Here is a 20954-nt window from a genome sequence, read left to right as displayed (position 1 = left end):
GATGGCGATTGCCAAGGCCGAGCGGCTGATGAACCTGGCGCTGTGTCTGCTGGGGACCCGCCGGCCGCTCAGCAAGCGCGAGCTGCGGGGTTCCATCGAGGCGTACATGGAAGCCGGCAACGACGAGTCCTTCAACCGGATGTTCGAGCGGGACAAGGACGACCTGCGCGAGCTCGGGCTGGTCATCGAGACCGTGGAGAACCTGGACGGCGAGACGGGCTATCTGGCGCGCAGGTCCAGCAACACGCTGCCGCCGGTGTCCCTCGACGCCGAGGAGGCCGCGGCGCTGGGTCTGGCGGCGAAGGTGTGGCAGCAGGCCCGGCTGGCCGGGGCGGCCAGCGGTGCCCTGCAGAAGCTGCGGGCCGGCGGGATGCCGGAGGCCGAGGACCCCTATGAGGGCCGGCACGGTGCGATCGAGCCGCGGATCCCGGTGCACGAGGCGGCCTTCGAGCCGCTGATGCTGGCCTGCCGGGACCGGCGGCCGGTGGTGTTCGACTACCGGAAGTCCAACGCGGCCCGGCCCGAGGCCCGGCAGGTGGAGCCGTGGGCGCTGGAGTGCTGGCGCGGCCACTGGTACCTGGCCGGCTTCGACCGCGACCGCGGCGCCGAGCGGGTGTTCCGGCTCTCCCGGATCACCGGGAAGGTGAAGTCGCGGGCGGGCGCGTACACGGCGGAGGTGCCGGACGTGGTCACCGTACGGGAGACCGTGGCCGAGTGGGCCGGGGACATCACGGACCGGACCGCCCTGATCCGGCTGCGGGCCGGTGCCGGGTACCCGCTGCGGGCGAAGGCCACGCTGGTCCGCGAGGGCGGGGACGGCTGGGACGAGCTGGAGATCCCCTACGGGCACGGGCTGGACGCCTGGCTGGTGGAGTTCGGGCCGGACGTGGTGGTGATGGAGCCCGCTGACCTGCGGGCCGATGTGGTGGACCGGCTCCGCGCCGTGGCGCAGGACTGAGAAGGGGAGGCGTACGGGCGATGGCCGCGAACGCGATCGACCAGACCCGGCGGATGCTGTCCCTGGTGACGTATCTGCGCGAGCGCCCCGGCGCGCACATCGCCGATGTGGCGAGGGCGTTCGGGATCAGCGAGGACGAGCTGATCTCGGACCTCGACGTGCTGCCGATGTGCGGGACGAGTTTCCGGGGCGGGGACCTGCTGGACATCGACACCGACGGTGAGCGGATCTGGTGGCGGAACCCCGACGCCTCGGGGGAGTCGACGGCGGAGCCGCTGAGGCTGGCCGCCGACGAGGCGACGGCGCTGCTGGTCGCGGCGCGGGCGGTGGCGACGCTGCCGGGGCTGCGGGAGAGCGACCGGGACGCGCTGCTGCGGGCGACCGCGAAGCTGGAGGCGGCGGCCGGCGAGGCGGCCGGGGCGAGCGCCCGGCTGTCGGTGACCTTCGAGTCGGAGGGCGGGGTCTTCGCGGACGTCGACCGGGCGATCACCGAGGGCCGTCGGATCTGGCTGCGCTACTACTCGCCGGCCCGGGACGAGCTGACCGAGCGCGAGGTCGACCCGATCCGGCTGGTGGCGGTGGGCCACACCTATCTGGAGGGCTGGTGCCACCTGTCGGAGGCCCGGCGTACCTTCCGGCTGGACCGGGTCGCGGAGATCCGGCTGCTGGACGAGCGGTCGGAGCCGCCCGCGATCGAGCCCCGGGACCTGTCGGAGGGCCTGGTGCAGCCGGCCGCCGAGGACCCGGAGGTGGTGGTCGAGGTGGGGCCGGGCGGCCGCTGGGTCGCCGAGTACTACCCGCACGACAGCGCCAAGGAGCTGCCCGACGGCGGGCTGCGGATCGCGCTGCGCACCCCGGACCCGGCGAGCCTGCGGCGGCTGGCGCTGCGGCTGGGCCGGGACGGGCGGATCGTGGAGCCGGCCGGGCTGGCCGGGAGCGCCCGCCAGGCGGCCCGGGAGGCGCTGGCCGGCTACGGCCTCTAGGCGGTGTCTTCCGGTCCGGGCCGGACGGGCCCGCGGTGCGGGGTGCCGCGGTGCGGGGTGCCGCGGTGCCGGGCCGACGCGGTGCCGGGCCGACGCGGGCCCGGCATGATCCGGAAGCCACGGCCCGGGTCCCGGGAGCGTCCGGCGGCGTGCGGAGCCGGTTTGCGGGGCGGCGCGGTGTGCGGGGCCAGGAACGATGGGGGCGAGGCGGATGTCAGCAAGTGGCGGCCGGTCCGGCGGGGCCGGGGCGGACGGTGCGCCGGGTCCGGTCACGTTCAAGGCGGCCTGTCCGGACTGCCGCGCCCGGCTGGAGCTGGCGGCGGGCGCGCTGCGGCTGGCCATCGGCGGCAGCCGGCGCACCACCTTCTACTCCTTCACCTGCCCGGAGTGCGGGGCGGCGGTCCGCAAGCCGGCCGGCGAGCGGATCGTGGAACTGCTGACCGGCGGCGGGGTGAGCACCCTGCGCAGGGTGTGAGCGCCGGTGCGGTGTCGCGCGGGCGTGAACGGCCTGCGAAATCGCGGAGGCCGCGCGCGGTGCACGAGCCCCTGCGCGCGGTGTGACCGGACCGGTGCCCTAGGCTCGGGGCATGCTGTGGCCGATGCTCGCGATCGCCCTGGGTTTCCTCGGGTGTGCCGTCCTCGCCGTCTTGTCCGTACGGGTCTACGCCGAGGTCAGACGCCTGGCCGGGCAGGTGGCCGAATCGAGCCGCAGGATCGCGGCGGCCTCGGGTGATCTCGAACACGCCGCCGAGGACCTGGCGCGTGCCGGTCACTCGTTGCGCTAGATCCACGCTGGACCTGTGCAATCAGGGGTACCCCAGGGGATTGCCGGGCGTTTACCCCTGCGGGTTACGATCCTTGAAGGGCCGGTGCGGACGTCTGTCCGGTCAGCCCTGAAGTCAGTCCAACCAGCCAGCCGTTTCGGTGAGAAGGAAGTCACACATGATCGGCAATCTGAAGCCTCTTGAGATCATTCTGATCATCGCTGTCATCCTGCTGCTGTTCGGCGCCAAGAAGCTCCCGGAGATGGCCCGCTCCCTGGGCAAGTCGGCCCGCATCCTCAAGAGCGAGGCCAAGGCCATGAAGAAGGACGGCGAGAACGAGGCCGCGGCGGCCGCACCGACCGCCGACGCCCCGCAGCAGGCCGCCCCGCGCACCATCCAGGCCGCGCCGGGTGACGTGACCAGCTCGCGTCCGGTCAACGAGCCCAACCGCACCGCCCAGGGCTGATCCCAGCCCGAAGCGCCGCCAGCCAGCTGCAACGAGACAAGGGACGTGGGTTGCTCAAGTCTGCCCGCAAGCAGGGGAAACCAGGCAAGTCGGAGAAGGACGCCGAAGGGCGGATGCCGCTTGTCGAGCACCTGCGTGAGCTGAGAAACCGCCTGCTGAAGTCGGTCCTCGCGATCCTGGTGATCACGATCGTCGCGGCGTTCTTCTACAAGGACATCATCAACTTCCTGTTGAAGCCGATGCTCGACTCCGTCGGCTGTACCGACGGGGTGGTGACCCAGCGGAACGGCCGTCCCTGCGCCGACATGACCGTCAACGGTCTGATCTCGGCGTTCTCGATCTCCCTGAAGGTCTCGCTGATGGCGGGCGTGGTGCTGTCCGCGCCGGTCTGGCTGTACCAGCTGTGGGCGTTCGCCGCGCCCGGCCTGCACAACCACGAGAAGAAGTACGCGCGGAGCTTCGTCGCGGTCGGCGCGCCCCTGTTCATGGCCGGCGCGGTCCTCGCGTACAAGATCCTTCCGCAGACCGCCGAGATCCTCCTGGAGTTCACGCCGGAGCACGCGCGGAACCTGCTGCCCGTCGACGACTACCTCGACCTGGTCGCCCGCATGGTGATCGTCTTCGGTCTGGCCTTCGAGCTGCCGCTGCTGCTGGTGCTGCTGAACTTCACCGGAGTGCTCTCCGCCCAGCGGCTGGCGAGCTGGTGGCGGGCCTTCATCCTCGGCATCACGATCTTCGCCGCGTTCGCGACGCCCACCGGTGACCCGCTCACCATGCTGACGCTGGCCGCGCCGATCGTGGCGCTCTACTTCGTCGCCCTGGGCATCTGCCTGATCAACGACCGCCGCCGCAGGCGCAACAACCCCGACGCCGAGCTGTCCGAGGACGAGGCCTCACAGCTGGACCTGAGCCCGTCCGCGCTCGGCGAGATCGAGTCGGTCGGAGCACCGGCGGCCCTGCCGGAACAGGCCGACGGCGGCCGGCACCGGATCAACGGTTACGACGACGCGACCTGACAGGTACATTCCGTCGGGTGAGTGCTGAGATCACCCTCTTCGTCAATCCCACCGCGGGACGCGGCCGGGGCGCGCAGGGCGCGCAGCCGGCCGCTGCCGCACTCCGGGCCGCGGGATTCTCCGTACGGACGGTCGTCGGCACCGACGCCGAGGACGCCCTGGCCCGGCTGCGGGCGGCCGTGCGGGAAGGGACCGGCGCGGTGATCGCCGTCGGCGGTGACGGCATGGTCCACCTGGCGCTCCAGGCCCTGGCGGGGACGCTGGTCCCGCTCGGCGTGGTGGCGGTGGGCACCGGCAACGACTTCGCGCGGGCGCTGGGACTGCCGGTGCGGGACCCGGCCGGCGCCGGGGCCATGGCCGCGGAGGCGCTCAAGGAGGGCCGGATCCACGAGGTCGACCTCGGCCGGGTCGGGGACCGCTGGTACGGGACGGTGCTCTGCTCGGGCTTCGACTCCCGGGTCAACGACCGCGGGAACCGGATGCGGTGGCCGTCCGGCCGCTTCAAGTACGACCTGGCGATGGTGGCGGAGCTGGCCGCGTTCCGGCCGTTCCCGTACCGCATCACCCTCGACGACGGCCCGGTGATCGAGACCGAGGCCACGCTGGTGGCCGTCGGCAACGGCTCCTCCTACGGCGGCGGCATGCGGATCTGCGCCGACGCCCGCACCGACGACGGGCTGTTCGACGTCACCGTGGTCGGCGACTGCTCCCGGTCCACCCTGCTGCGGGTGTTCCCCCGGGTCTACAAGGGGACGCACCTCACGCACCCCAAGGTGACCGTGCACCGCGCCGCGAAGGTCACGGTCGAGGCCGCGGGCATCACCGCGTACGCCGACGGGGAGCGGATGGGGCCGCTCCCGGTGACCGCCGACTGCGTGCCCGGAGCGCTGCAGCTCATCATGTAAATGATCGCGACTGTTGTCGGAGGCGGCGGGTAGGCTCCAGAGCAAGATGACCGAGGACCTCTCACCCGCCGAGCGGTACGCCGCTGCAAAGATCCGCGCCGCCGAGGAAGCCACCGAGCTGGCTGCCTTCCGCGAGATGTACGAATTCGGCCTTGATCCCTTCCAGATCGACGCCTGCAAGGCGCTGGAGGGCGGCAAGGGCGTGCTCGTCGCCGCACCGACCGGCTCCGGCAAGACCGTGGTCGGCGAGTTCGCCGTGCACCTGGCGCTGTCCCAGGGCCGCAAGTGCTTCTACACCACACCGATCAAGGCACTGTCGAACCAGAAGTACTCCGATCTGGTCCGGCGTTACGGCGCCGAGAAGGTCGGCCTGCTCACCGGTGACAACAGCGTCAACTCCGAGGCACCGATCGTGGTCATGACCACCGAGGTGCTCCGGAACATGCTGTACGCGGGCTCGCAGTCGCTGCTGGGCCTGGGCTACGTGGTGATGGACGAGGTGCACTACCTCTCCGACCGGTTCCGCGGGGCCGTCTGGGAGGAAGTGATCATCCACCTGCCCGAGTCGGTGACCCTGGTGTCCCTCTCGGCGACGGTCAGCAACGCCGAGGAGTTCGGCGACTGGCTGGACACGGTGCGCGGCGACACCGAGGTGATCGTCTCGGAGGAGCGGCCGGTGCCGCTGTGGCAGCACGTGATGGCCGGCCGGCGGATCTACGACCTGTTCGAGGAGGAGTCCGACCACGGAGGCCGCGGCTCGGCCCGCCGCGAGGTCAACCCCGACCTGCTGCGCATGGCGCGCGAGGAGAACAGCCGCACGTACAACCCGCGGGACCGGCGGCGCGGCAAGATGGTCCGCGAGGCCGACCGCGAGCGGGAGCGGCGCTCCCGGGGCCGGATCTGGACCCCGGGCCGCCCCGAGGTCATCGAACGGCTGGACAACGAGGGCCTGCTGCCCGCCATCACGTTCATCTTCAGCCGGGCCGGCTGCGAGGCCGCCGTCCAGCAGTGCCTGTACGCGGGGCTGCGGCTGAACGACGACGCGGCCCGGCTGCGGGTCCGGGAGATCGTCGAGGAGCGCACCTCCTCCATTCCGGCCGAGGACCTGCACGTGCTCGGCTACTACGAGTGGCTGGAAGGCCTGGAGCGGGGCGTCGCCGCGCACCATGCGGGCATGCTGCCGACCTTCAAGGAGGTCGTGGAGGAGCTGTTCGTCCGCGGTCTGGTGAAGGCCGTGTTCGCCACGGAGACCCTGGCGCTGGGCATCAACATGCCCGCCCGGACGGTGATCCTGGAGAAGCTGGTCAAGTGGAACGGTGAGCAGCACGCCGACATCACCCCGGGCGAGTACACCCAGCTGACCGGCCGGGCCGGGCGGCGCGGGATCGACGTCGAGGGTCACGCGGTGGTGCTGTGGCAGCGCGGGATGGACCCGGGCGCGCTGGCGGGCCTGGCGGGCACGCGCACGTATCCGCTGCGGTCGAGCTTCAGGCCCTCGTACAACATGGCCGTGAACCTGGTGCAGCAGTTCGGCCGGCACCGGTCGCGGGAGCTGCTGGAGACCTCGTTCGCGCAGTTCCAGGCCGACCGGTCGGTGGTCGGCATCTCCCGTCAGGTGCAGCGCAACGAGGAGGGCCTGACCGGGTACCGCGAGGGAATGACCTGCCACCTGGGCGACTTCGAGGAGTACGCGCGGCTGCGCCGGGACCTCAAGGACCGGGAGAACGAGCTGGCCAAGCAGGGTGCCGTGCAGCGCCGGGCGCAGGCGGCGGCCTCGCTGGAGCGGCTGAAGCCGGGCGACGTGATCCACGTGCCGACGGGCAAGTTCGCCGGGCTGGCGCTGGTGCTGGACCCGGGCGTGCCGGGCCGGGTGAACGGGCCCCGCGGGTACGAGTACCACGAGGGGCCGCGTCCGCTGGTGCTGACGGCGGAGCGGCAGGTGAAGCGGCTGGCCGGGATCGACTTCCCGGTGCCGGTGGAGCCGATCGAGCGGATGCGCATCCCGAAGTCGTTCAACCCGAAGTCCCCGCAGTCGCGGCGCGATCTGGCCTCGGCGCTGCGGACGAAGGCCGGGCACCTGGTGCCGGACCGGCACCGGCGGGGACGGGCGGCGGCCGCCGACGACCGGGAGATCACCCGGCTGCGGGCAGAACTGCGGGCGCACCCCTGCCACGGGTGCGACGAGCGGGAGGACCACGCCCGTTGGGCCGAGCGCTACCACCGGCTGGAGCGGGACACCAAGCAGCTGGAGCGGCGCATCGAGGGCCGCACCAACACGATCGCGCGGACCTTCGACCGGATCCACGCGCTGCTGACGGAGCTGGACTACCTGCGGGAGGACGAGGTCACCGAGCACGGCAAGCGGCTGGCCCGGCTCTACGGGGAGCTGGACCTGCTGGCTTCGGAGTGCCTGCGGGCCGGGGTCTGGGAAGGGCTCAGCCCGGCGGAACTGGCGGCCTGCGTCTCGGCGTTGGTGTTCGAGGCGCGGCAGTCGGACGACGCGGTGGCGCCGAAGGTGCCGGCCGGCGCGGCCAAGGCGGCGCTGGGCGAGATGGTGCGCATCTGGGGCCGGCTGGACGCCCTGGAGGAGGAGTACCGGATCAACGGCACCGAGGGCGTGGGCCAGCGGGAGCCGGATCTGGGCTTCGCCTGGGCCGCGTACCAGTGGGCGTCGGAGAAGAGCCTGGACGAGGTGCTGCGCGAGGCGGAGATGCCGGCCGGTGACTTCGTGCGCTGGTGCAAGCAGGTCATCGACGTGCTGGGGCAGATCGCGGCCGCGGCTCCGGGGTCCGCGGGCAACGGCGGCTCCACGGTGGCGCGGAACGCCCGGAAGGCCGTGGACTCGCTGCTGCGGGGCGTAGTGGCGTACAGCTCGGTGGGATAGATGGTTTTGGGCCTTCCTCCGAAGAGGGGGATGGCCTGATCTCATCTCCAGCCATGATCATTCCGGTGCGCGCTGTGCGACGATCTGGCCATGATGCACATGAGTGCCGATGCGGGTGCGGACCGTCACGCCGGCGGTCACGCGGACGGTCATGCGGATGGTCGCACGGGCGGTCACGCGGGCGTGGGTGACGGCCCGGGGGAGGGCACGGCCAGACGGGTCGGCCGGCCCCGGGCCGACCGGCGAAGATCGGTGACCGGCCGGCCGCCGCGCGAGGAACTCCTCGATGCGGCGGCCGAGTTGTTCACCCTCCGCGGGTACGCGGCCACCACCACGCGCGAGGTGGCCCAGCGGGCCGGACTGCGCCAGGCCACCATGTACCACTACTTCCGCGGCAAGGAGGAACTCCTCGTCGAGCTCCTGGAGTCCACGGTCGCCCCCTCGCTCCGGCTGGCCGCCCGGCTGCTGGCCGACACCGGCCGCCCGGCCGCGCTCCGGCTGTGGGAGCTGTGCCGGGCCGACGTGCTGATGCTGTGCGGCGGGCCGAACAACCTGGGCGCCCTGTACCTCCTGCCGGAGGTGAGCGACGGGGAGCGGTTCGGCGGTTTCCGCCGCATGCGGGCCGAACTCAAGAGGGTGTACCGGGGGTTGCTCGGGGAGGCGGCCGGTGCGGTGCCGGACCGGCCGGCCGATCCGGGCGGCCTGGACCTGTGCAACGACCTGGTGTTCGGGCTGATCGAAGGGGTCATCCTGGTGCACCGGGCCGCTCCGCAGCGCTCCGTGGACTCCTTCGCGGCGGCCACCGCGGACGCCGCGCTGCGGATCGCGGGGGTGAGCGTGCCTCAGCCGGCGGCGGGCCCCGCGGCCCAGCCGTCGTAGTCCGTCCAGGCCGACAGCGTCAGACCGCTGGTGAAGCGGTGCTCGGTACCGGTGACCGGGTCGGTGAACTCCAGGTGGCGGGCCAGGAGTTGCAGCGGGCGGCGGTAGTCGTCCGGGGCCGGGTCGGTGACCTCGGGATAGACCGGGTCGCCGAGGATCGGCAGGCCCAGGGCGTTCATGTGCACCCGCAGCTGGTGGGTGCGTCCGGTGTGCGGGGTCAGCCGGTAGCGGGCCAGTCCGGCAGGGTGGCCGTGCGCGAGGAGTTCCACGGTGGTCTCGGCGTTGGGCTCGCCCGGCACCTCCCGGGCCGCGATGACCCCGCGGGTCTTCTCGATGCGGCTGCGCAGGGTGCGGGGGAAGTCCGCCGAGGGGTCGTACGCGGCGACCGCCTCGTACTCCTTGCGGACCGACTTCCGCTGGAACAGCAGCTGGTAGGCGCCGCGGTCCTCGGGGCGCACGCTGAACATCACCAGCCCGGCGGTGAGCCGGTCCAGCCGGTGCGCCGGCGACAGGTCCGGCAGCTCCAGCTCGGTGCGCAGCCGGGCCAGGGCGGTCTGGGTGATGTGGCTGCCGCGCGGGGTGGTGGCCAGGAAGTGCGGCTTGTCGACGACCAGCAGGTGCGGATCGCGGTGCACCACCCGCAGCGGGAACGGCACCGGTGTCTCCGGCGCCAGCTCCCGGTGGAACCAGAGGTGTCCGCCCTCCGGCGGGTACGGGTCCTCCGCGCGCACTCCGCGGCCGTCGGGGCCGACCACCCCGCCGGTGCGGAGCAGCTCGGTCACGGCCGCGGCTCCGGGGCCGTCGGCGTAGCGGTCGGCGAGGAAGGCGCCGACGGTGGGATGGGGGCCGGCCGGGGGCATCCTGAGATGGACCGGGTCGATGCCCGATCGCTGGGGGAGCGGGGAAGGCGGTACGGCGGCGCGGCGTCTCATGGTGAGCCCAGCGTAGGCCGTGCCGCGGGGCGGACCGGACGGGGCAGGGGGCCGGGGGCCGGGCCCGGGCCGATCCGGAGGACACGCCTCAGGAGCGGCGGAAGGTGCCCAGGCCGTTGGCGTCCAGGTACTCGACGGTGACCGTGGCGCCGTCGGTGCCCGCGCCCTTGAAGGTCACGCCGGTGCGGCCGACGGCGTTCTCACCGCGGGTCTCGAAGCTGAACGTGTCGCCCTGGTAGTGGGTGAGGGGGAAGCGCAGCGGCCCGGGCCCCAGGGAGAGGGTGAGCCCGGTTCCGGGTGCGGCCCCCTCCCGCGCCGTGACCGTCAGCTTCCCGTAGTAGGCGTTGTCGTACGTGCCGGTGTACGCGGAGTCCGGACGGGCGGGCGCGGCACCGGCGGGCGGCTTCGTGTAGTCCGTGCTGCTGCCGGCCTCGTCGAGCTGCTGTGCGTACAGCGAGGCGGCCAGCGCCAGCCAGTCGGTGCTCGCCCTGCCGTGCTCGGCGGTGTCGAAGAAGTCCAGGGCGATGGCGTCGGCCTGGCCGACCGGGGCGCCGTTGGTGAGCACGACGATGCCGAGCTGCTCCAGCGGCAGCATGGTCACGTTGGTGTTCGCGCCGAGTTCGAAGGCGCCGGTGTGGGACAGGCGCAGCCGGCCGGCGTCGTCGTAGGAGACGTTCCAGCCGAGGCCGTAGAAGCCGGGGGTGCCAGCGGGTCCGGACGGCTGCCGGGACACGATCGTTGGGGCGTGGGTCGCCTCCAGGGGCGCGGCGCCGACGATCCGCCGGCCGTCCAGTACGCCGTTGCCGAGCTGGAGCCGCATCCAGCGGGCCATGTCACGGGCGGTGGAGCTGACCCCGCCGGCCGGGGCCTGGGCGTCGGGGTCGCGGACGTAGCGCGCGCTCCAGGTGCCGTCCGGGTTCCGCACGTGCGTGACCGCCTTGTTCGCGGCCTTCTCGAAGGCGGCGAAGGTGGTGGAGGTGCTCGACATGCCGGCGGGCTTGAAGAGCAGGTCCTCGTTGAGCTTCTGCCAGCTGACCCCGTGCTGCCGGGCGACGGCCTCGGCGGCCGCGGTCAGGCCGAAGTTGGTGTACGCGTAGCTCGCGCGGAAGGCGGTGAGGGGTTCCAGGCGGAGCCGGCCGAGGATGTGGTTCCGGTCGTAGCCGAGGTCCTCCAGCAGGTCGCCGGCGTGGTCGGGGAGGCCGCTGCGGTGCGCGAACAGGTCGGCGGTGGTGACGTGCCGGCTGACCCACGGGTCCTTGAGGGCGAACCCGGGGAGTTCGACGGGGCGTTCCCAGCCGGCGGGGTCGGTCATGCCGGCGGCGACCACGGTGGACGAGACCGGCTTGGAGAGGGAGGCCAGCTGGAAGACGGTGTCGGGCCCGACCGCGGCCGCGTCTCCGGCCCGGCGCACGCCGTACCCCTTGAGGTGGACCACCCGGTCGCGGTACACGACGGCGACGGAGATGCCGGGGACGCCGGTGCGCTTCATGACCTCGGCGACGTAGGCGTCGAGGTGGCGCAGTGCGGCGTCCACCTCGGCGTCGGTGATCTGCGGCTTCGGCGCGGGCGGCGGGCTGGGGGCGGCGGCCGCCGGACCGGCGGCCAGCACCAGTGCCACACCGGCCGCCCCGAGGGTGCGGAGCACGGCCATGGCGACATTGTCGCGCCGCGCCCGGAACCCCGCCCGTCGGCCGTCCGGGTGGTCCCGCGGGCCCGGTGCCGATACGGCCGAGGGACGGGCGTGCGGGTGGGTCCCGGGACGGACGCGCTGGTGGGTCCGGAACGGACACCAGTGGTTCCGGAACGGTCGAGGGCGGTCCGGGGAGGGTCGCGGGCGGTCCCGGAAGGAGGCGGTGCCCGAAGGAGCCGCCCCCGAACGCCCGCAGGTGGTCGAGGCGGACCACCCGGCGTCAGGCGTGCGCCAGCGACTCCTGCTCGGCCTCGACCCGGGCGTTCCAGTCGCGCTTGATGGCCCGCCAGCCCTCGTCGGTCTCGCCGAGCCGCCAGTAGCCGGAGATGGAGAGACGCTCGCGGGCGATGCCGCGGTCGGCGCGCAGATGGCGGCGCAGCTCCTTGACCACGCCCGCCTCGCCGTGCACGAACGCCTGTACGTCGGTGGACGGGAAGTCGAGCGAGGTGACGGCTTCGAGGAGGGCCTCGCCGACCGGGCGGTCGCCGCGGTGCAGCCAGACCGGGGTGACCCCGTCCGGGGTGGAGATCTGCTGCTCGTCGGCCGGTCCGGCCACCTCGACGAAGGCGTGCACCCTGGCGCCGCGGGGGAGCCGCTCCAGGGAGGCCGCGATGGCCGGGAGGGCGCTCTCGTCCCCGGCCATCAGGTGCCAGCCGGCGGCGGGGGCGGGGGCGTACGCACCGCCCGGACCGACGAAGTGGACGCTCTCGCCGGGCTGGACGCGGGCGGCCCACGGGCCGGCGAGGCCCTCGTCGCCGTGGAGGACGAAGTCGATCGTCAGGTGCAGCCGGGTCGGGTCCCAGGAACGCACGGTGTACGCCCGCTGCCGGGGCCACTCCTCGCGGGGGTGGCTGCCGCGGATCTGCTCCAGGTCCCAGGGCTCGGCGTACCGGACCCCCTCCGGGGCGAACAGGAGTTTGACGTAGTGGTCGGTGTACTCGCCCGCGCCGAACCCGGCCAGTCCGGCGCCTCCGAGGACGACCCGCACCATGTGCGGGGTGAGCCGCTCGGTGCGGACGACGACTGCGGTGTCGACGGGACGTGATGCCACGGCTGTCTCTCCTGACTCACCCGAATACTTAGGATTGCCTAAGTTAACTTAGCATCTCATCGACGCAGCGACGCGCTCAGACGGCCGACCGCCCCGCCGATACCCCACCGGTGGACCAATGCGTCCACCACCTCGGGGTGCGCCGGAGCGGCCGGCAGCGCCGGGTCGAACGCGGGCAGCGGCACGTCCGTGGCGACCCGCACCACCTTGGGCGCGACCGCGATGTACGGGCGGGACTCGTCCAGCCGCCTGCGCTGCGCCGGCGTCAGCCCGGACGCCGGGTCGTCGACCGCGGCCATGATCCCGGCCAGGTCCCCGTACGCCGCAAGCAGCTTCGCCGCGGTCTTCTCGCCGATGCCGGGCACCCCGGGCAGGCCGTCGCTCGGGTCCCCGCGCAGCAGGGCCAGGTCGGCGTAACCGGGGCCGTCCACCCCGTACTTCTCGCGCAGGACGGCCTCGTCGGTCAGCTGCAGCGTGCCCACCCCCTTGACCGGGTACAGCACCCGCCGCCCGCGGGCGTCGTCCACCAGCTGGTACAGGTCGCGGTCGCCGGTGACGATGTCGACCGGGCCGGTGGCCCGGGCGGTCAGGGTGCCGATGACGTCGTCGGCCTCGTACCCGGGCACGCCCACCCGGGCGATGCCGAAGGCGTCCAGCGCGGCCTCGATGACCGGCACCTGCGGGGCGAGCGTGTCGGGGACCTCCTCGGCGTCCGGGCCCGTCTCCGTCTCCTCGGCGACCCGGTGCGCCTTGTACGAGGGGATCAGGTCGACCCGCCAGTGCGGCCGCCAGTCCGCGTCCATGCAGGCCACCAGGTCGTCGGGGTGGTGGTCGGAGACCAGCCGGGCGATCATGTCGAGCAGCCCGCGCACGGCGTTGACGGGCGTGCCGTCCGGCGCCTTCACGGACTCCGGCACTCCGAAGTACGCGCGGAAGTAGAGGGAAGCGGTGTCGAGCAGCATCAGGCGACGGTTCATGGGGGTGATGATGCCGTAACCGAAGGTGGCGGAATCGGGCCGGAGGGGAGGGCGGTCCTCCCGTGCGCGCGAAACCGGGGGCGAATGCTGCGTAAGGTGCTTACAGCACACCGATGTGCGGAGGACAAGGGGAGGGCAGCCCCGCCATGGACGACAGGGAAAAGGAAAAGGACGCCAAGGAAACGCTTCGGGTGGGTGTGGCCGTGCGCAAGCGGCGACGCGCGCTCAAGCTCACCCTCGCCGCGGTCTCCGGGCGCAGCGGACTCTCGGTTCCCTTCCTCAGCCAGATAGAGAACGAACGGGCGCGGCCGAGCATGCGGTCGCTGGAGCGGGTCGCGGACGCGCTGGAGACCACGGCCGTGGAACTCCTGGCGGCCTCGGACACCGCGCGCACCGTCGATCTGGTGCGCGCCGCGGACGCCGGCGGCATCGAGCCGGCCGCCGGGGTGCGCCCGCTCGTCCGCGGCCACCACCAGCTGCACGCGCTGGAGTTCACCGGGGACCAGGACGCCGGCCGCGAGTACCAGCACCGCAACGACGAGCTGATGTACGTCGTCGCGGGAGCCTGCCAGGTCGAGGCGGAGGGCCGGGCCTACCGGCTGGAGGCCGGCGACGCACTGTTCCTGTCGGGCGGGGTGCGGCACCGGTGGCGGGCCGTCACCGAGGACACCAGGATCCTGGTGGTCGCCGTGGGCGAGCACATCCACGCCGTGTCCGAGCCGCCGTCCCCGGAGCACTGACCGTGCGCGTGGTCTCGCTGGTGCCCTCGCTGACCGAAGCGGTGGCGGAGGCCGGGGCACCCGGCGCCCTGGTCGGCGTCACGGACTGGTGCACGCACCCGGCCGGCCTCGCCGCCCGTCGCATCGGGGGCACCAAGAACCCGGACGTGGCGGCCGTCACGGGGCTCCGGCCCGACCTGGTGATCGCGAACGAGGAGGAGAACCGGGCCCCGGACCTCGCTGCGCTCCGGGCGGCCGGCCTGCGGGTCCTGGTGACGGAGATCCGCGATCTGGACGGCGCGTTCCGGGAGCTGGACCGACTGCTGGTCCGGGAACTCGGGCTGCCCCGGCCGGGCTGGCTGGACGCCGCCGAGGAGGCGTGGACGGCCCTCGCACCCGTCGGCGACTGGCGGGCCGTGGTCCCGGTGTGGCGGCGGCCGTGGATGGTGCTGGGCAGGGACACCTTCGCCGGGGACCTGCTCGCCCGCCTGGGCGCCCACAACGTCCACGCCGGCCACACCGAGCGCTACCCGCGGATCCCGGCCGACGCCCTCACGGAGGGCTGTGACCTGGTGGTCCTCCCCGACGAGCCGTACCGCTTCACCGCCCAGGACGGCCCGGAGGCGTTCCCCGGACTCCCCGCGGCCCTGGTGAGCGGCCGGCACCTGACCTGGTACGGCCCCTCCCTGGCGGAAGCACCGAGGGTGCTGGGCGAGGCACTGCGGAGGGCATAGGCGGAACGGGCGCCGGCCGGGGGCCGAGCCCCGGGACGGGATCAGCCCCGGGACGGGATCAGGCCCGGCGCGGGAGCAGGGTGCCGGCGGCCAGGCCGCGCACGGTGTGAGCGGCGGCGGTCAGCCAGGCGGCCACCAGGGCGGCGAAGAGCACCACGGCCAGCCACTGGAACGCGGCCAGACCGGTGTGCCGGGCCAGCCCGGCCGCGCCCGTGACACAGGTGCCGACCGGGAAGGTCAGCGCCCACCAGGTCATGGCGAAGCCCATCCCGTCGCGTGCCGCCCGTACCAGCATGGCCACGGCCAGGGCCAGCCACAGCAGGGCGAAACCCATCACCGGGACGCCGTAGACCACCGCGAAGGCGCCGAGCGCACCGGCGTACGGGGCCCCGATGGCCTGCGGGGCCTGATCGGCGAGCTGGTTCACGGCCGTGGTGGACTGGCCGAGCGGGCCGAGCACCAGGAACAGCGTCGGGGTGAGGGCCAGGGGCAGCGGCCCGCCGACGAGCAGCCGGCCGAAGACCAGCGGCAGCATCAGCAGGGTGGCCAGCAGGCTGATGCCGAACATCGCGTAGCAGGCCAGCAGCAGGGTCTCGCGCGCCTGCCCGGCCGGAAGGTGGGGGATCAGCAGCGGCCCGAGCGCGGCGGACACCATGGGGGCGACCAGCGGGAGCAGCCACACGGGGGTGGCCTGGGAGGGCTCGACCTTGTGCCGTACGACCATCAGATAGGGCACCACGACGGCCATGACCAGCCCGATGGCGGTGCCGGCGGTGAACAGCACGGCGTCGGCGGCGACCGCAGCGGGTTCCCCGATCAGGTCCTTGCCGACGATCAGGGTCCCCCCGCCCACGGCCAGCAGCGCCATCGACAGGCAGCCGTAGAAGGGGGCGACGGCCGGGTCCATGAGATGGGCGCGGGCCTGGTCGCGATGGTGCAGCCAGTGCCCGGCACGGGCGGTGAGGACCGCCGCGAGGGCGAGCGCCGACAGCGCCCAGACCACCTGGCAGACCACGAGCCGGCCCGGTATCCCCAACGGGAGGACGGCACCCGCGTTGGCGACGATGGCCGTGCCCATCACCGTGGCGTACCAGTTCGGGCCGAGGTGGCGGAGGGCGGGGAGAACGAGGGGGGAGCGCCGGGTGTGGCGCTGATGGTGGCGCGGTTGCGCGAGGGTGGCCATGGGCCCAGCGTCCCGCCGCGGGAGCCCCACCGGCAGGGATCATCGTCCTATGAGGTCATAAGCTGTGTTTATGACGCATGGGGTGGACCTTCCCGTACCGCTGGCGCACCGGGTGCCCGACCTGGGAGCGCTGGAGCTGCTGCTCGCCGTCGCCCGGGTGGGCAGCCTCGGCGGTGCGGCCCGGGAGCTGGGCATCACCCAGCCCGCCGCCAGCAGCCGCATCCGGGCCATGGAGGCCCGGCTGGGGGTCGCCCTGGTCGACCGATCCCCGCGCGGCTCCACGCTCACCGCGGAGGGCGCACTCGTCACCGACTGGGCGCGGCGGGTCGTGGAGGCGGCGGAAGCCTTCGACGCGGGCGCGCAGGCACTGCGGACGCGGCGGGACTCCCGGCTGCGGGTGGCCGCCAGCATGACCATCGCCGAGTACCTGCTGCCGGGCTGGCTGATCGCGCTGCGCGCGGCCCGTCCCGACACGGCGGTGTCGCTGCGCGCCGGAAACTCGGCGGCGGTGGCCGAACAGGTACTGGCCCACGAGGCCGACCTGGGCTTCGTGGAGGGCCTGACGGTGCCGGACGGCCTGTCCTCGGCGGTCATCGCGCACGACCGCCTGGTGGTGGCCGTGGCCCCGGAGCACCCGTGGGCCCGCCGCTCGGCGCCGGTGCCGGCGGCGGAACTGGCCGGGACCCCGCTGATCCTGCGGGAGTTCGGTTCGGGCACCCGGCAGGTGCTGGACGCCGCCCTGGCCGAAGCGGGCGGCCTGGCCGTACCCCTCCTGGAACTGGCCTCCACGACGGCGGTGAAGGCGGCATCGATCAGCGGCGCCGGGCCCTGCGTGCTCTCGGAACTCTCCCTCGCGGACGAACTGGCCTCGCGCCGACTGGTGGAGGTGCCGGTGGCGGACACGCTCCTCCGCCGGTCCCTCCGGGCGGTCTGGCCGACGGGCACGCGACCGGCGGGGCCGGCACGGGAACTGCTGTCGCTGACGCGGCGGGGGGTGGGGTGAGGGGGGCTTCTTTTTCCGCGCTTCGCGCGGGGGATTGCCCACCCGCCCACCCGTACAAGGGGTCGCGATGTTGAGCCGCCTGTGGGTGGCCGGGCGTCGTTGGCGGCCGGCGGGTGGGGTGGTGGTGTGCCGGTGCTTCGCCTGGACGGAATCGGGGAGGTGCCCGGGGGCCGGTCTGTCGGCGGATACGGGTCGGTGGTGGTGGGGCGTATGCCCGCGATCGCTCAATGGTGCGATTCAGGTTCCCCAGGTGACCGCGTTCATCAGGCGATCGCAGTGGGGGTCGTCGTAGGCGGAGCTGGTTACGAGCAGCCGCTCTTCGTGTCTGATCAGGCTGGGGACTGCCGCCAGGAGGGTTTCGACGGGCCCGTTCAGAGAGATGTCGATGGCCGTCACCGTGAGATCGGGGCTGCCGAAGTACAGGCGGAGGACGTCAGCGGGGCGGTAGAGGAAGCCACGCAGGGAGGAGGTTTCCTCTCGGCGGAAGTGGGTGAAGAACCGCAGGAAGTTCACCGCGTGGTCCTGGGCCCGGGGTTGGCGGGCGAATGGCCCGGTGGGATCCGCAGTGATGAGCGGCATGCCCATCACCACGGCTGTTTCCCCTTGCCCGGGCCGTGTGCTCTCCGCCAGGCCGCGGAGGGCGGACCAGATCTCGTCGGGCGAGACGAGGATCCCTTCGGTGCCGGTGAGGACGGGGAACTCGAACAAGCGGCTGGGGGCACCCCCGGTGCCCGGGGTCCCGGGGCCGAGTACCGCCCTGATCGTGGGGCTCCTCCCGGGGCCGGGCAGGAGGCCCCTTAGCCACTGGCCGTCGTGCAGGGGGCTCAATACGTAGGGAAAGAGGGACTGGACGATGGCTGCCTGCTGTTCGGCGGCCTCCTCGGCATCGGATGGGGTCACTGGTTGACCCAGTCCGGGCACTTGTTCACACCGACGCAGTAGGCCGTGATCACGCCGATGGGATAGCCGTCCGTCGCCTTGAACTTCCGGTCGTCAGTGCTCTGAGCGTGTTGAACGATGGCGACGATCTTGATCTGTTTCCGGGTGGAGCGGTTGATCGCGTAGGCGATATAGGTCCAGTGTGAGCCTGATCTGGCATCGACGGACCCGTTGAGAGCAGCGTTGACGACCGAGCACTTGCGGATGTTGTGCTCCGCGCTGAGGTGTCGCCAGCCCCATGCACGGTTCCCTTGACGCGTGGGGATGAGGGTGTTCTGCCAGTCCCTCTGCTTGCAGTGGATCACCAATTCCGGAGGAACCGCGAAGGCGTTGGCGGGGCTGCTCGCAAGAAGGAGCGAGACGGCCGCCGACATTCCCGTGACGATGCGCTTCATACACCCATCATCACGACCTGGTGATCGATGTGTCACTGAAAGTCACCTGAAGGAAGCTCGTGCCATCCGCCGGATCGGGCATGCGGTGGCCCCACTGCGTCGTCCGGCCCGGCGTACCCCCTACCCCACCCGTACCGGCACCCGCCCCGCCGCGTCCACCAGCCCTGCCATCACCCTGGTGTCCGTGCCCCGCTCCGGGTGCCATTGGACGCCCACCACCCAGGGCTCGCCGGGTAGTTCGATCGCCTCGACGGTGCCGTCCAGCGCGTGCGCCGACACCACCAGGCCCTCGCCGAGCCGGTCCACCGCCTGGTGGTGGTACGTCGGTACGTCGGACTCCTCCGGGACCAGGGACCCGTACCGGGTGCCGGCCACCGGCGTGACGGGGTGCCAGGTCATGACGCCATGACCGGCCGAGTGCCCGTCGATGTGCTGGACGAGGGTGCCGCCCAGGGCCACGTTCAGTGCCTGCATGCCCCGGCAGATGCCCAGCACCGGCATGTCCGCCTCCAGTGCCGCCCGGATCAGCGCCAGTTCCCAGGTGTCGCGTTCCGTGGCCGCCGGACCCGTGCGGGGGTCGCGGGGGGCCCCGTAGCGTGCCGGGTCCACGTCCGGTCCGCCCGCGATGACCAGGCCGTCCACCCGGCTCAGCACCTCCGCCGCAGCCTCCGGTTCGTCCGGCGGCAGCAGGACGGCCGCGCCGCCCGCCGCCTGCACGAGCCGGTGGTATCCGGTGGGTGTCAGGACGGTGGGTACGTCCCACACCCCGTAGCGGGTGGATGCCTCGACGTAGGTGGAGATGCCGATGAGCGGCCTGGGCACGGTTGATACCTCCGGTGGTATGAGCGGGCGAGGGCGTAGGCGCGGGTCGGTCACGGGTCGGTCGCAGGTTCGGTCGCGGGTCAGTCGCGGTTCAGTTCCGCCTCGGCCGCCGCCAGGGCGGCGAACTCCTCCTCGGGCGCCGAGGCCACCAGGTGGTGCCGACTGTAGATCGCGAAATAGGCCAATGCGACGGCATACACGGCCAGTGCGATGAATGCCGCGTCCTTGTCCACCAGGAAGGTGGCGACGAGGGCCGACAGGGCGAGCACGAAGGCCGTCGAGGAGGTGGCCACGCCGCCGGGCGTGCGGTACGGGCGGGCCAGGTTCGGTTCCGACCGGCGCAGCACGATGTGCGACAGGGCCATCAGGGCGTACGAGATCGTCGCGCCGAACACGGCGATGTTCAGCATGCGCGCTCCGTTCCCCGTTCCGGCGGCCAGCGCGAAGCCGAGCGCGCCGGGGATGAGCAGCCCCAGGTACGGGGCCTTGCGCCGGGAGGTCAGGGAGAGTGCGCGCGGCAGGTAGCCGGCCCGGGAGAGGGCGAACAGCTGACGGGAGCCGGCGTAGATGAGGGAGAAGAACGAGGCCACCAGCCCGGCCAGCCCCGCGTAGTTGACGAAGCGGCTGAGTGCGGTCGGGTCGCCGTCCCCCGCCAGGGCCACGACCAGCGGGTTGCCGGCGTCCTTGATGGCGTTCGCGCCCTGCGCGCCCGTGGCCGCAAAGAAGGTGATCAGTGCGAGTACGGCCAGCACGCCCATGGACAGGGCCAGGGCCCGGGGCATGGACCGCACCGGGTCCTTGGCCTCTTCCGCGGCCAGCGGCACCCCCTCGACCCCGAGGAAGAACCACATGCCGAAGGGGAACGCCGCCCAGATGCCGAGCAGGCCGAAGGGGAGCCAGGAGGAGGACCCGACCGCCGAGGTGTCGACCGGGATGTCGTCCAGCCGGGCGACGCTGAAGTCGGTGAGCGCACCGGCGGCGAAGACGAGCAGTGCGGCGACGGCTATGGCGGTGACGATCAGGGAGAAGCGCAGGGCCTCGCCGACACCCCAGAGGTGCACGCCGATGAACAGCACGAAGCAGCCGAGGTAGACCGGCCAGCTGGATGTCAGCCCGAACAGGCCGAGGGACTCGACGTAGTCACCGATGAAGATGACGATGGCCGCGGGCGCGAGGATGTACTCGATGAGGATGGCCGTGCCGGTCAGGAAGCCGCCCCAGGGGCCGAGCGCCCGGCGGGCGAATCCGTAGCCGCCGCCGGCCGTGGGCAGGATCGCGGACAGCTCGGCGAGCGAGAAGACCAGGCAGGCGTACATGGTGCCCATGAGGACGGTGGCGATCGCCAGGCCGCCGAAGCCGGCCTCGGCAAGGCCTATGTTCCAGCCGGAGAAGTCCCCGGAGACGACGTAGGCGACTCCGAGACCGGTCAGCAGCAGCCATCCGGCGCTGCCGCGGCGCAGCGTCCGGCGCTCCAGATAGGTGTCCTCGGGGGCCTGGGCGGGGGAGGCGGAAGAGGACGGAGAAAGGGAGGCGGAAGGAGAGGCTGAAGGGGAGGATCCGGGGGACGGTCGTGCGGATGGCGTCGCGGGTGCGGTGTCGTCGGCCATGTGCGCTCCTGCCGTAGGGGGATCGGCAATGGTTGTGGAGCGTACCT

Annotated in this window: 21 protein-coding genes; 12 read left to right on the top strand and 9 right to left on the bottom strand. The window is 72.7% G+C overall.

The window, feature by feature from the left end:
- Position 1: 1 nt before the first annotated feature.
- The 9 genes from AB0O36_RS08805 to AB0O36_RS08765 all read left to right on the top strand — a co-directional run bounded on the left by AB0O36_RS08805 (position 2) and on the right by AB0O36_RS08765 (position 8855).
- On the top strand, positions 2-958 hold the full coding sequence (locus AB0O36_RS08805; RefSeq protein ID WP_365106087.1) for a WYL domain-containing protein: 957 nt from the start codon (positions 2-4) through the stop codon (positions 956-958).
- Between the two features lie 20 nt (positions 959-978).
- Positions 979-1941, top strand: a complete 963-nt coding sequence (locus tag AB0O36_RS08800) for a WYL domain-containing protein (RefSeq protein ID WP_365106085.1) — start codon at positions 979-981, stop codon at positions 1939-1941.
- Between the two features lie 211 nt (positions 1942-2152).
- Positions 2153-2416: a hypothetical protein gene (locus AB0O36_RS08795; protein WP_365106082.1), complete on the top strand. Its 264-nt coding sequence runs from the start codon at positions 2153-2155 to the stop codon at positions 2414-2416.
- A gap of 112 nt (positions 2417-2528) precedes the next feature.
- Positions 2529-2726, top strand: coding sequence for a hypothetical protein (locus tag AB0O36_RS08790; protein WP_365106079.1), 198 nt, complete (start codon positions 2529-2531; stop codon positions 2724-2726).
- A 157-nt stretch (positions 2727-2883) separates the two neighbouring features.
- Entirely contained in the window at positions 2884-3171 is a 288-nt protein-coding gene (gene tatA, locus AB0O36_RS08785; protein ID WP_365106076.1) for a Sec-independent protein translocase subunit TatA, read from the top strand.
- A gap of 50 nt (positions 3172-3221) precedes the next feature.
- Positions 3222-4187, top strand: a complete 966-nt coding sequence (tatC, locus tag AB0O36_RS08780) for a twin-arginine translocase subunit TatC (protein ID WP_365106073.1) — start codon at positions 3222-3224, stop codon at positions 4185-4187.
- 17 nt (positions 4188-4204) lie between these two features.
- Positions 4205-5092, top strand: coding sequence for a diacylglycerol kinase (locus AB0O36_RS08775; protein ID WP_365106070.1), 888 nt, complete (start codon positions 4205-4207; stop codon positions 5090-5092).
- Positions 5093-5138: 46 nt separating this feature from the next.
- Positions 5139-7976: a DEAD/DEAH box helicase gene (locus AB0O36_RS08770; protein ID WP_365106068.1), complete on the top strand. Its 2838-nt coding sequence runs from the start codon at positions 5139-5141 to the stop codon at positions 7974-7976.
- A 252-nt stretch (positions 7977-8228) separates the two neighbouring features.
- Positions 8229-8855 (top strand): helix-turn-helix domain-containing protein, encoded by a 627-nt coding sequence (locus AB0O36_RS08765; RefSeq protein WP_365106065.1) that lies wholly within the window; start codon positions 8229-8231, stop codon positions 8853-8855.
- Here the strand turns inward: AB0O36_RS08765 and AB0O36_RS08760 are convergent.
- The 4 genes from AB0O36_RS08760 to AB0O36_RS08745 all read right to left on the bottom strand — a co-directional run bounded on the left by AB0O36_RS08760 (position 8819) and on the right by AB0O36_RS08745 (position 13490).
- Positions 8819-9787, bottom strand: coding sequence for an RluA family pseudouridine synthase (locus AB0O36_RS08760; RefSeq protein ID WP_365106063.1), 969 nt, complete (start codon positions 9785-9787; stop codon positions 8819-8821). The two genes, AB0O36_RS08765 and AB0O36_RS08760, sit on opposite strands and share 37 nt — an antisense overlap.
- An 88-nt stretch (positions 9788-9875) precedes the next feature.
- Positions 9876-11438 (bottom strand): serine hydrolase, encoded by a 1563-nt coding sequence (locus tag AB0O36_RS08755; RefSeq protein ID WP_365106061.1) that lies wholly within the window; start codon positions 11436-11438, stop codon positions 9876-9878.
- Positions 11439-11697: 259 nt separating this feature from the next.
- Positions 11698-12528 carry a siderophore-interacting protein gene (locus tag AB0O36_RS08750; protein ID WP_365106058.1) on the bottom strand — a complete coding sequence of 277 codons (831 nt, stop codon included), beginning with the start codon at positions 12526-12528 and terminating at the stop codon, positions 11698-11700.
- Between the two features lie 56 nt (positions 12529-12584).
- Positions 12585-13490, bottom strand: a complete 906-nt coding sequence (locus tag AB0O36_RS08745) for a 5'-3' exonuclease (protein ID WP_365106191.1) — start codon at positions 13488-13490, stop codon at positions 12585-12587.
- Positions 13491-13651: 161 nt separating this feature from the next.
- On the opposite strand from AB0O36_RS08745, the gene AB0O36_RS08740 reads away from it, so the two are divergent.
- Positions 13652-14245 (top strand): XRE family transcriptional regulator, encoded by a 594-nt coding sequence (locus tag AB0O36_RS08740; protein WP_365106056.1) that lies wholly within the window; start codon positions 13652-13654, stop codon positions 14243-14245.
- A gap of 2 nt (positions 14246-14247) precedes the next feature.
- Entirely contained in the window at positions 14248-14958 is a 711-nt protein-coding gene (locus AB0O36_RS08735; protein WP_365106054.1) for a helical backbone metal receptor, read from the top strand.
- A 58-nt stretch (positions 14959-15016) separates the two neighbouring features.
- On the opposite strand, the gene AB0O36_RS08730 is transcribed toward AB0O36_RS08735, so the two are convergent.
- Positions 15017-16141 carry a TDT family transporter gene (locus tag AB0O36_RS08730; RefSeq protein ID WP_365106051.1) on the bottom strand — a complete coding sequence of 375 codons (1125 nt, stop codon included), beginning with the start codon at positions 16139-16141 and terminating at the stop codon, positions 15017-15019.
- A 70-nt stretch (positions 16142-16211) separates the two neighbouring features.
- Between AB0O36_RS08730 and AB0O36_RS08725 the strand changes: the two genes are divergently transcribed.
- Complete coding sequence (locus AB0O36_RS08725) at positions 16212-17144, top strand: LysR family transcriptional regulator (protein ID WP_365106048.1); 933 nt, start codon at positions 16212-16214, stop codon at positions 17142-17144.
- Positions 17145-17381: 237 nt separating this feature from the next.
- Here the strand turns inward: AB0O36_RS08725 and AB0O36_RS08720 are convergent, their stop codons facing one another.
- From AB0O36_RS08720 to eat, 4 genes are all read right to left on the bottom strand, one after another.
- On the bottom strand, positions 17382-17852 hold the full coding sequence (locus AB0O36_RS08720) for a hypothetical protein (protein WP_365106045.1): 471 nt from the start codon (positions 17850-17852) through the stop codon (positions 17382-17384).
- A gap of 188 nt (positions 17853-18040) precedes the next feature.
- Positions 18041-18478: a hypothetical protein gene (locus AB0O36_RS08715; RefSeq protein WP_365106042.1), complete on the bottom strand. Its 438-nt coding sequence runs from the start codon at positions 18476-18478 to the stop codon at positions 18041-18043.
- 120 nt (positions 18479-18598) lie between these two features.
- Positions 18599-19300, bottom strand: coding sequence for a gamma-glutamyl-gamma-aminobutyrate hydrolase family protein (locus AB0O36_RS08710; RefSeq protein ID WP_365106039.1), 702 nt, complete (start codon positions 19298-19300; stop codon positions 18599-18601).
- An 80-nt stretch (positions 19301-19380) separates the two neighbouring features.
- Positions 19381-20907, bottom strand: coding sequence for an ethanolamine permease (gene eat, locus AB0O36_RS08705; protein WP_365106037.1), 1527 nt, complete (start codon positions 20905-20907; stop codon positions 19381-19383).
- Positions 20908-20954: the final 47 nt, after the last annotated feature.

The sequence above is a fragment of the Streptomyces sp. NPDC089799 genome, from assembly GCF_040684755.1.
Lineage (GTDB): Bacteria > Actinomycetota > Actinomycetes > Streptomycetales > Streptomycetaceae > Streptomyces.
Note: the sequence above shows the minus strand (reverse complement) of the source record. Positions and strands in the feature narration are given on the sequence as shown.

Bases quoted from the DNA above. Each gene is read 5' to 3' on its own strand.
- AB0O36_RS08730 (WP_365106051.1), bottom strand. From the start codon at position 16,141: ATGGCCACCCTCGCGCAACCGCGCCACCATCAGCGCCACACCCGGCGC.
- AB0O36_RS08725 (WP_365106048.1), top strand. From the start codon at position 16,212: ATGACGCATGGGGTGGACCTTCCCGTACCGCTGGCGCACCGGGTGCCC.
- AB0O36_RS08795 (WP_365106082.1), top strand. From the start codon at position 2,153: ATGTCAGCAAGTGGCGGCCGGTCCGGCGGGGCCGGGGCGGACGGTGCG.
- AB0O36_RS08805 (WP_365106087.1), top strand. From the start codon at position 2: ATGGCGATTGCCAAGGCCGAGCGGCTGATGAACCTGGCGCTGTGTCTG.
- eat (WP_365106037.1), bottom strand. From the start codon at position 20,907: ATGGCCGACGACACCGCACCCGCGACGCCATCCGCACGACCGTCCCCC.
- AB0O36_RS08800 (WP_365106085.1), top strand. From the start codon at position 979: ATGGCCGCGAACGCGATCGACCAGACCCGGCGGATGCTGTCCCTGGTG.
- AB0O36_RS08715 (WP_365106042.1), bottom strand. From the start codon at position 18,478: ATGAAGCGCATCGTCACGGGAATGTCGGCGGCCGTCTCGCTCCTTCTT.
- tatA (WP_365106076.1), top strand. From the start codon at position 2,884: ATGATCGGCAATCTGAAGCCTCTTGAGATCATTCTGATCATCGCTGTC.
- AB0O36_RS08770 (WP_365106068.1), top strand. From the start codon at position 5,139: ATGACCGAGGACCTCTCACCCGCCGAGCGGTACGCCGCTGCAAAGATC.
- AB0O36_RS08740 (WP_365106056.1), top strand. From the start codon at position 13,652: ATGGACGACAGGGAAAAGGAAAAGGACGCCAAGGAAACGCTTCGGGTG.
- AB0O36_RS08760 (WP_365106063.1), bottom strand. From the start codon at position 9,787: ATGAGACGCCGCGCCGCCGTACCGCCTTCCCCGCTCCCCCAGCGATCG.
- AB0O36_RS08755 (WP_365106061.1), bottom strand. From the start codon at position 11,438: ATGGCCGTGCTCCGCACCCTCGGGGCGGCCGGTGTGGCACTGGTGCTG.
- AB0O36_RS08790 (WP_365106079.1), top strand. From the start codon at position 2,529: ATGCTGTGGCCGATGCTCGCGATCGCCCTGGGTTTCCTCGGGTGTGCC.
- AB0O36_RS08745 (WP_365106191.1), bottom strand. From the start codon at position 13,490: ATGCTGCTCGACACCGCTTCCCTCTACTTCCGCGCGTACTTCGGAGTG.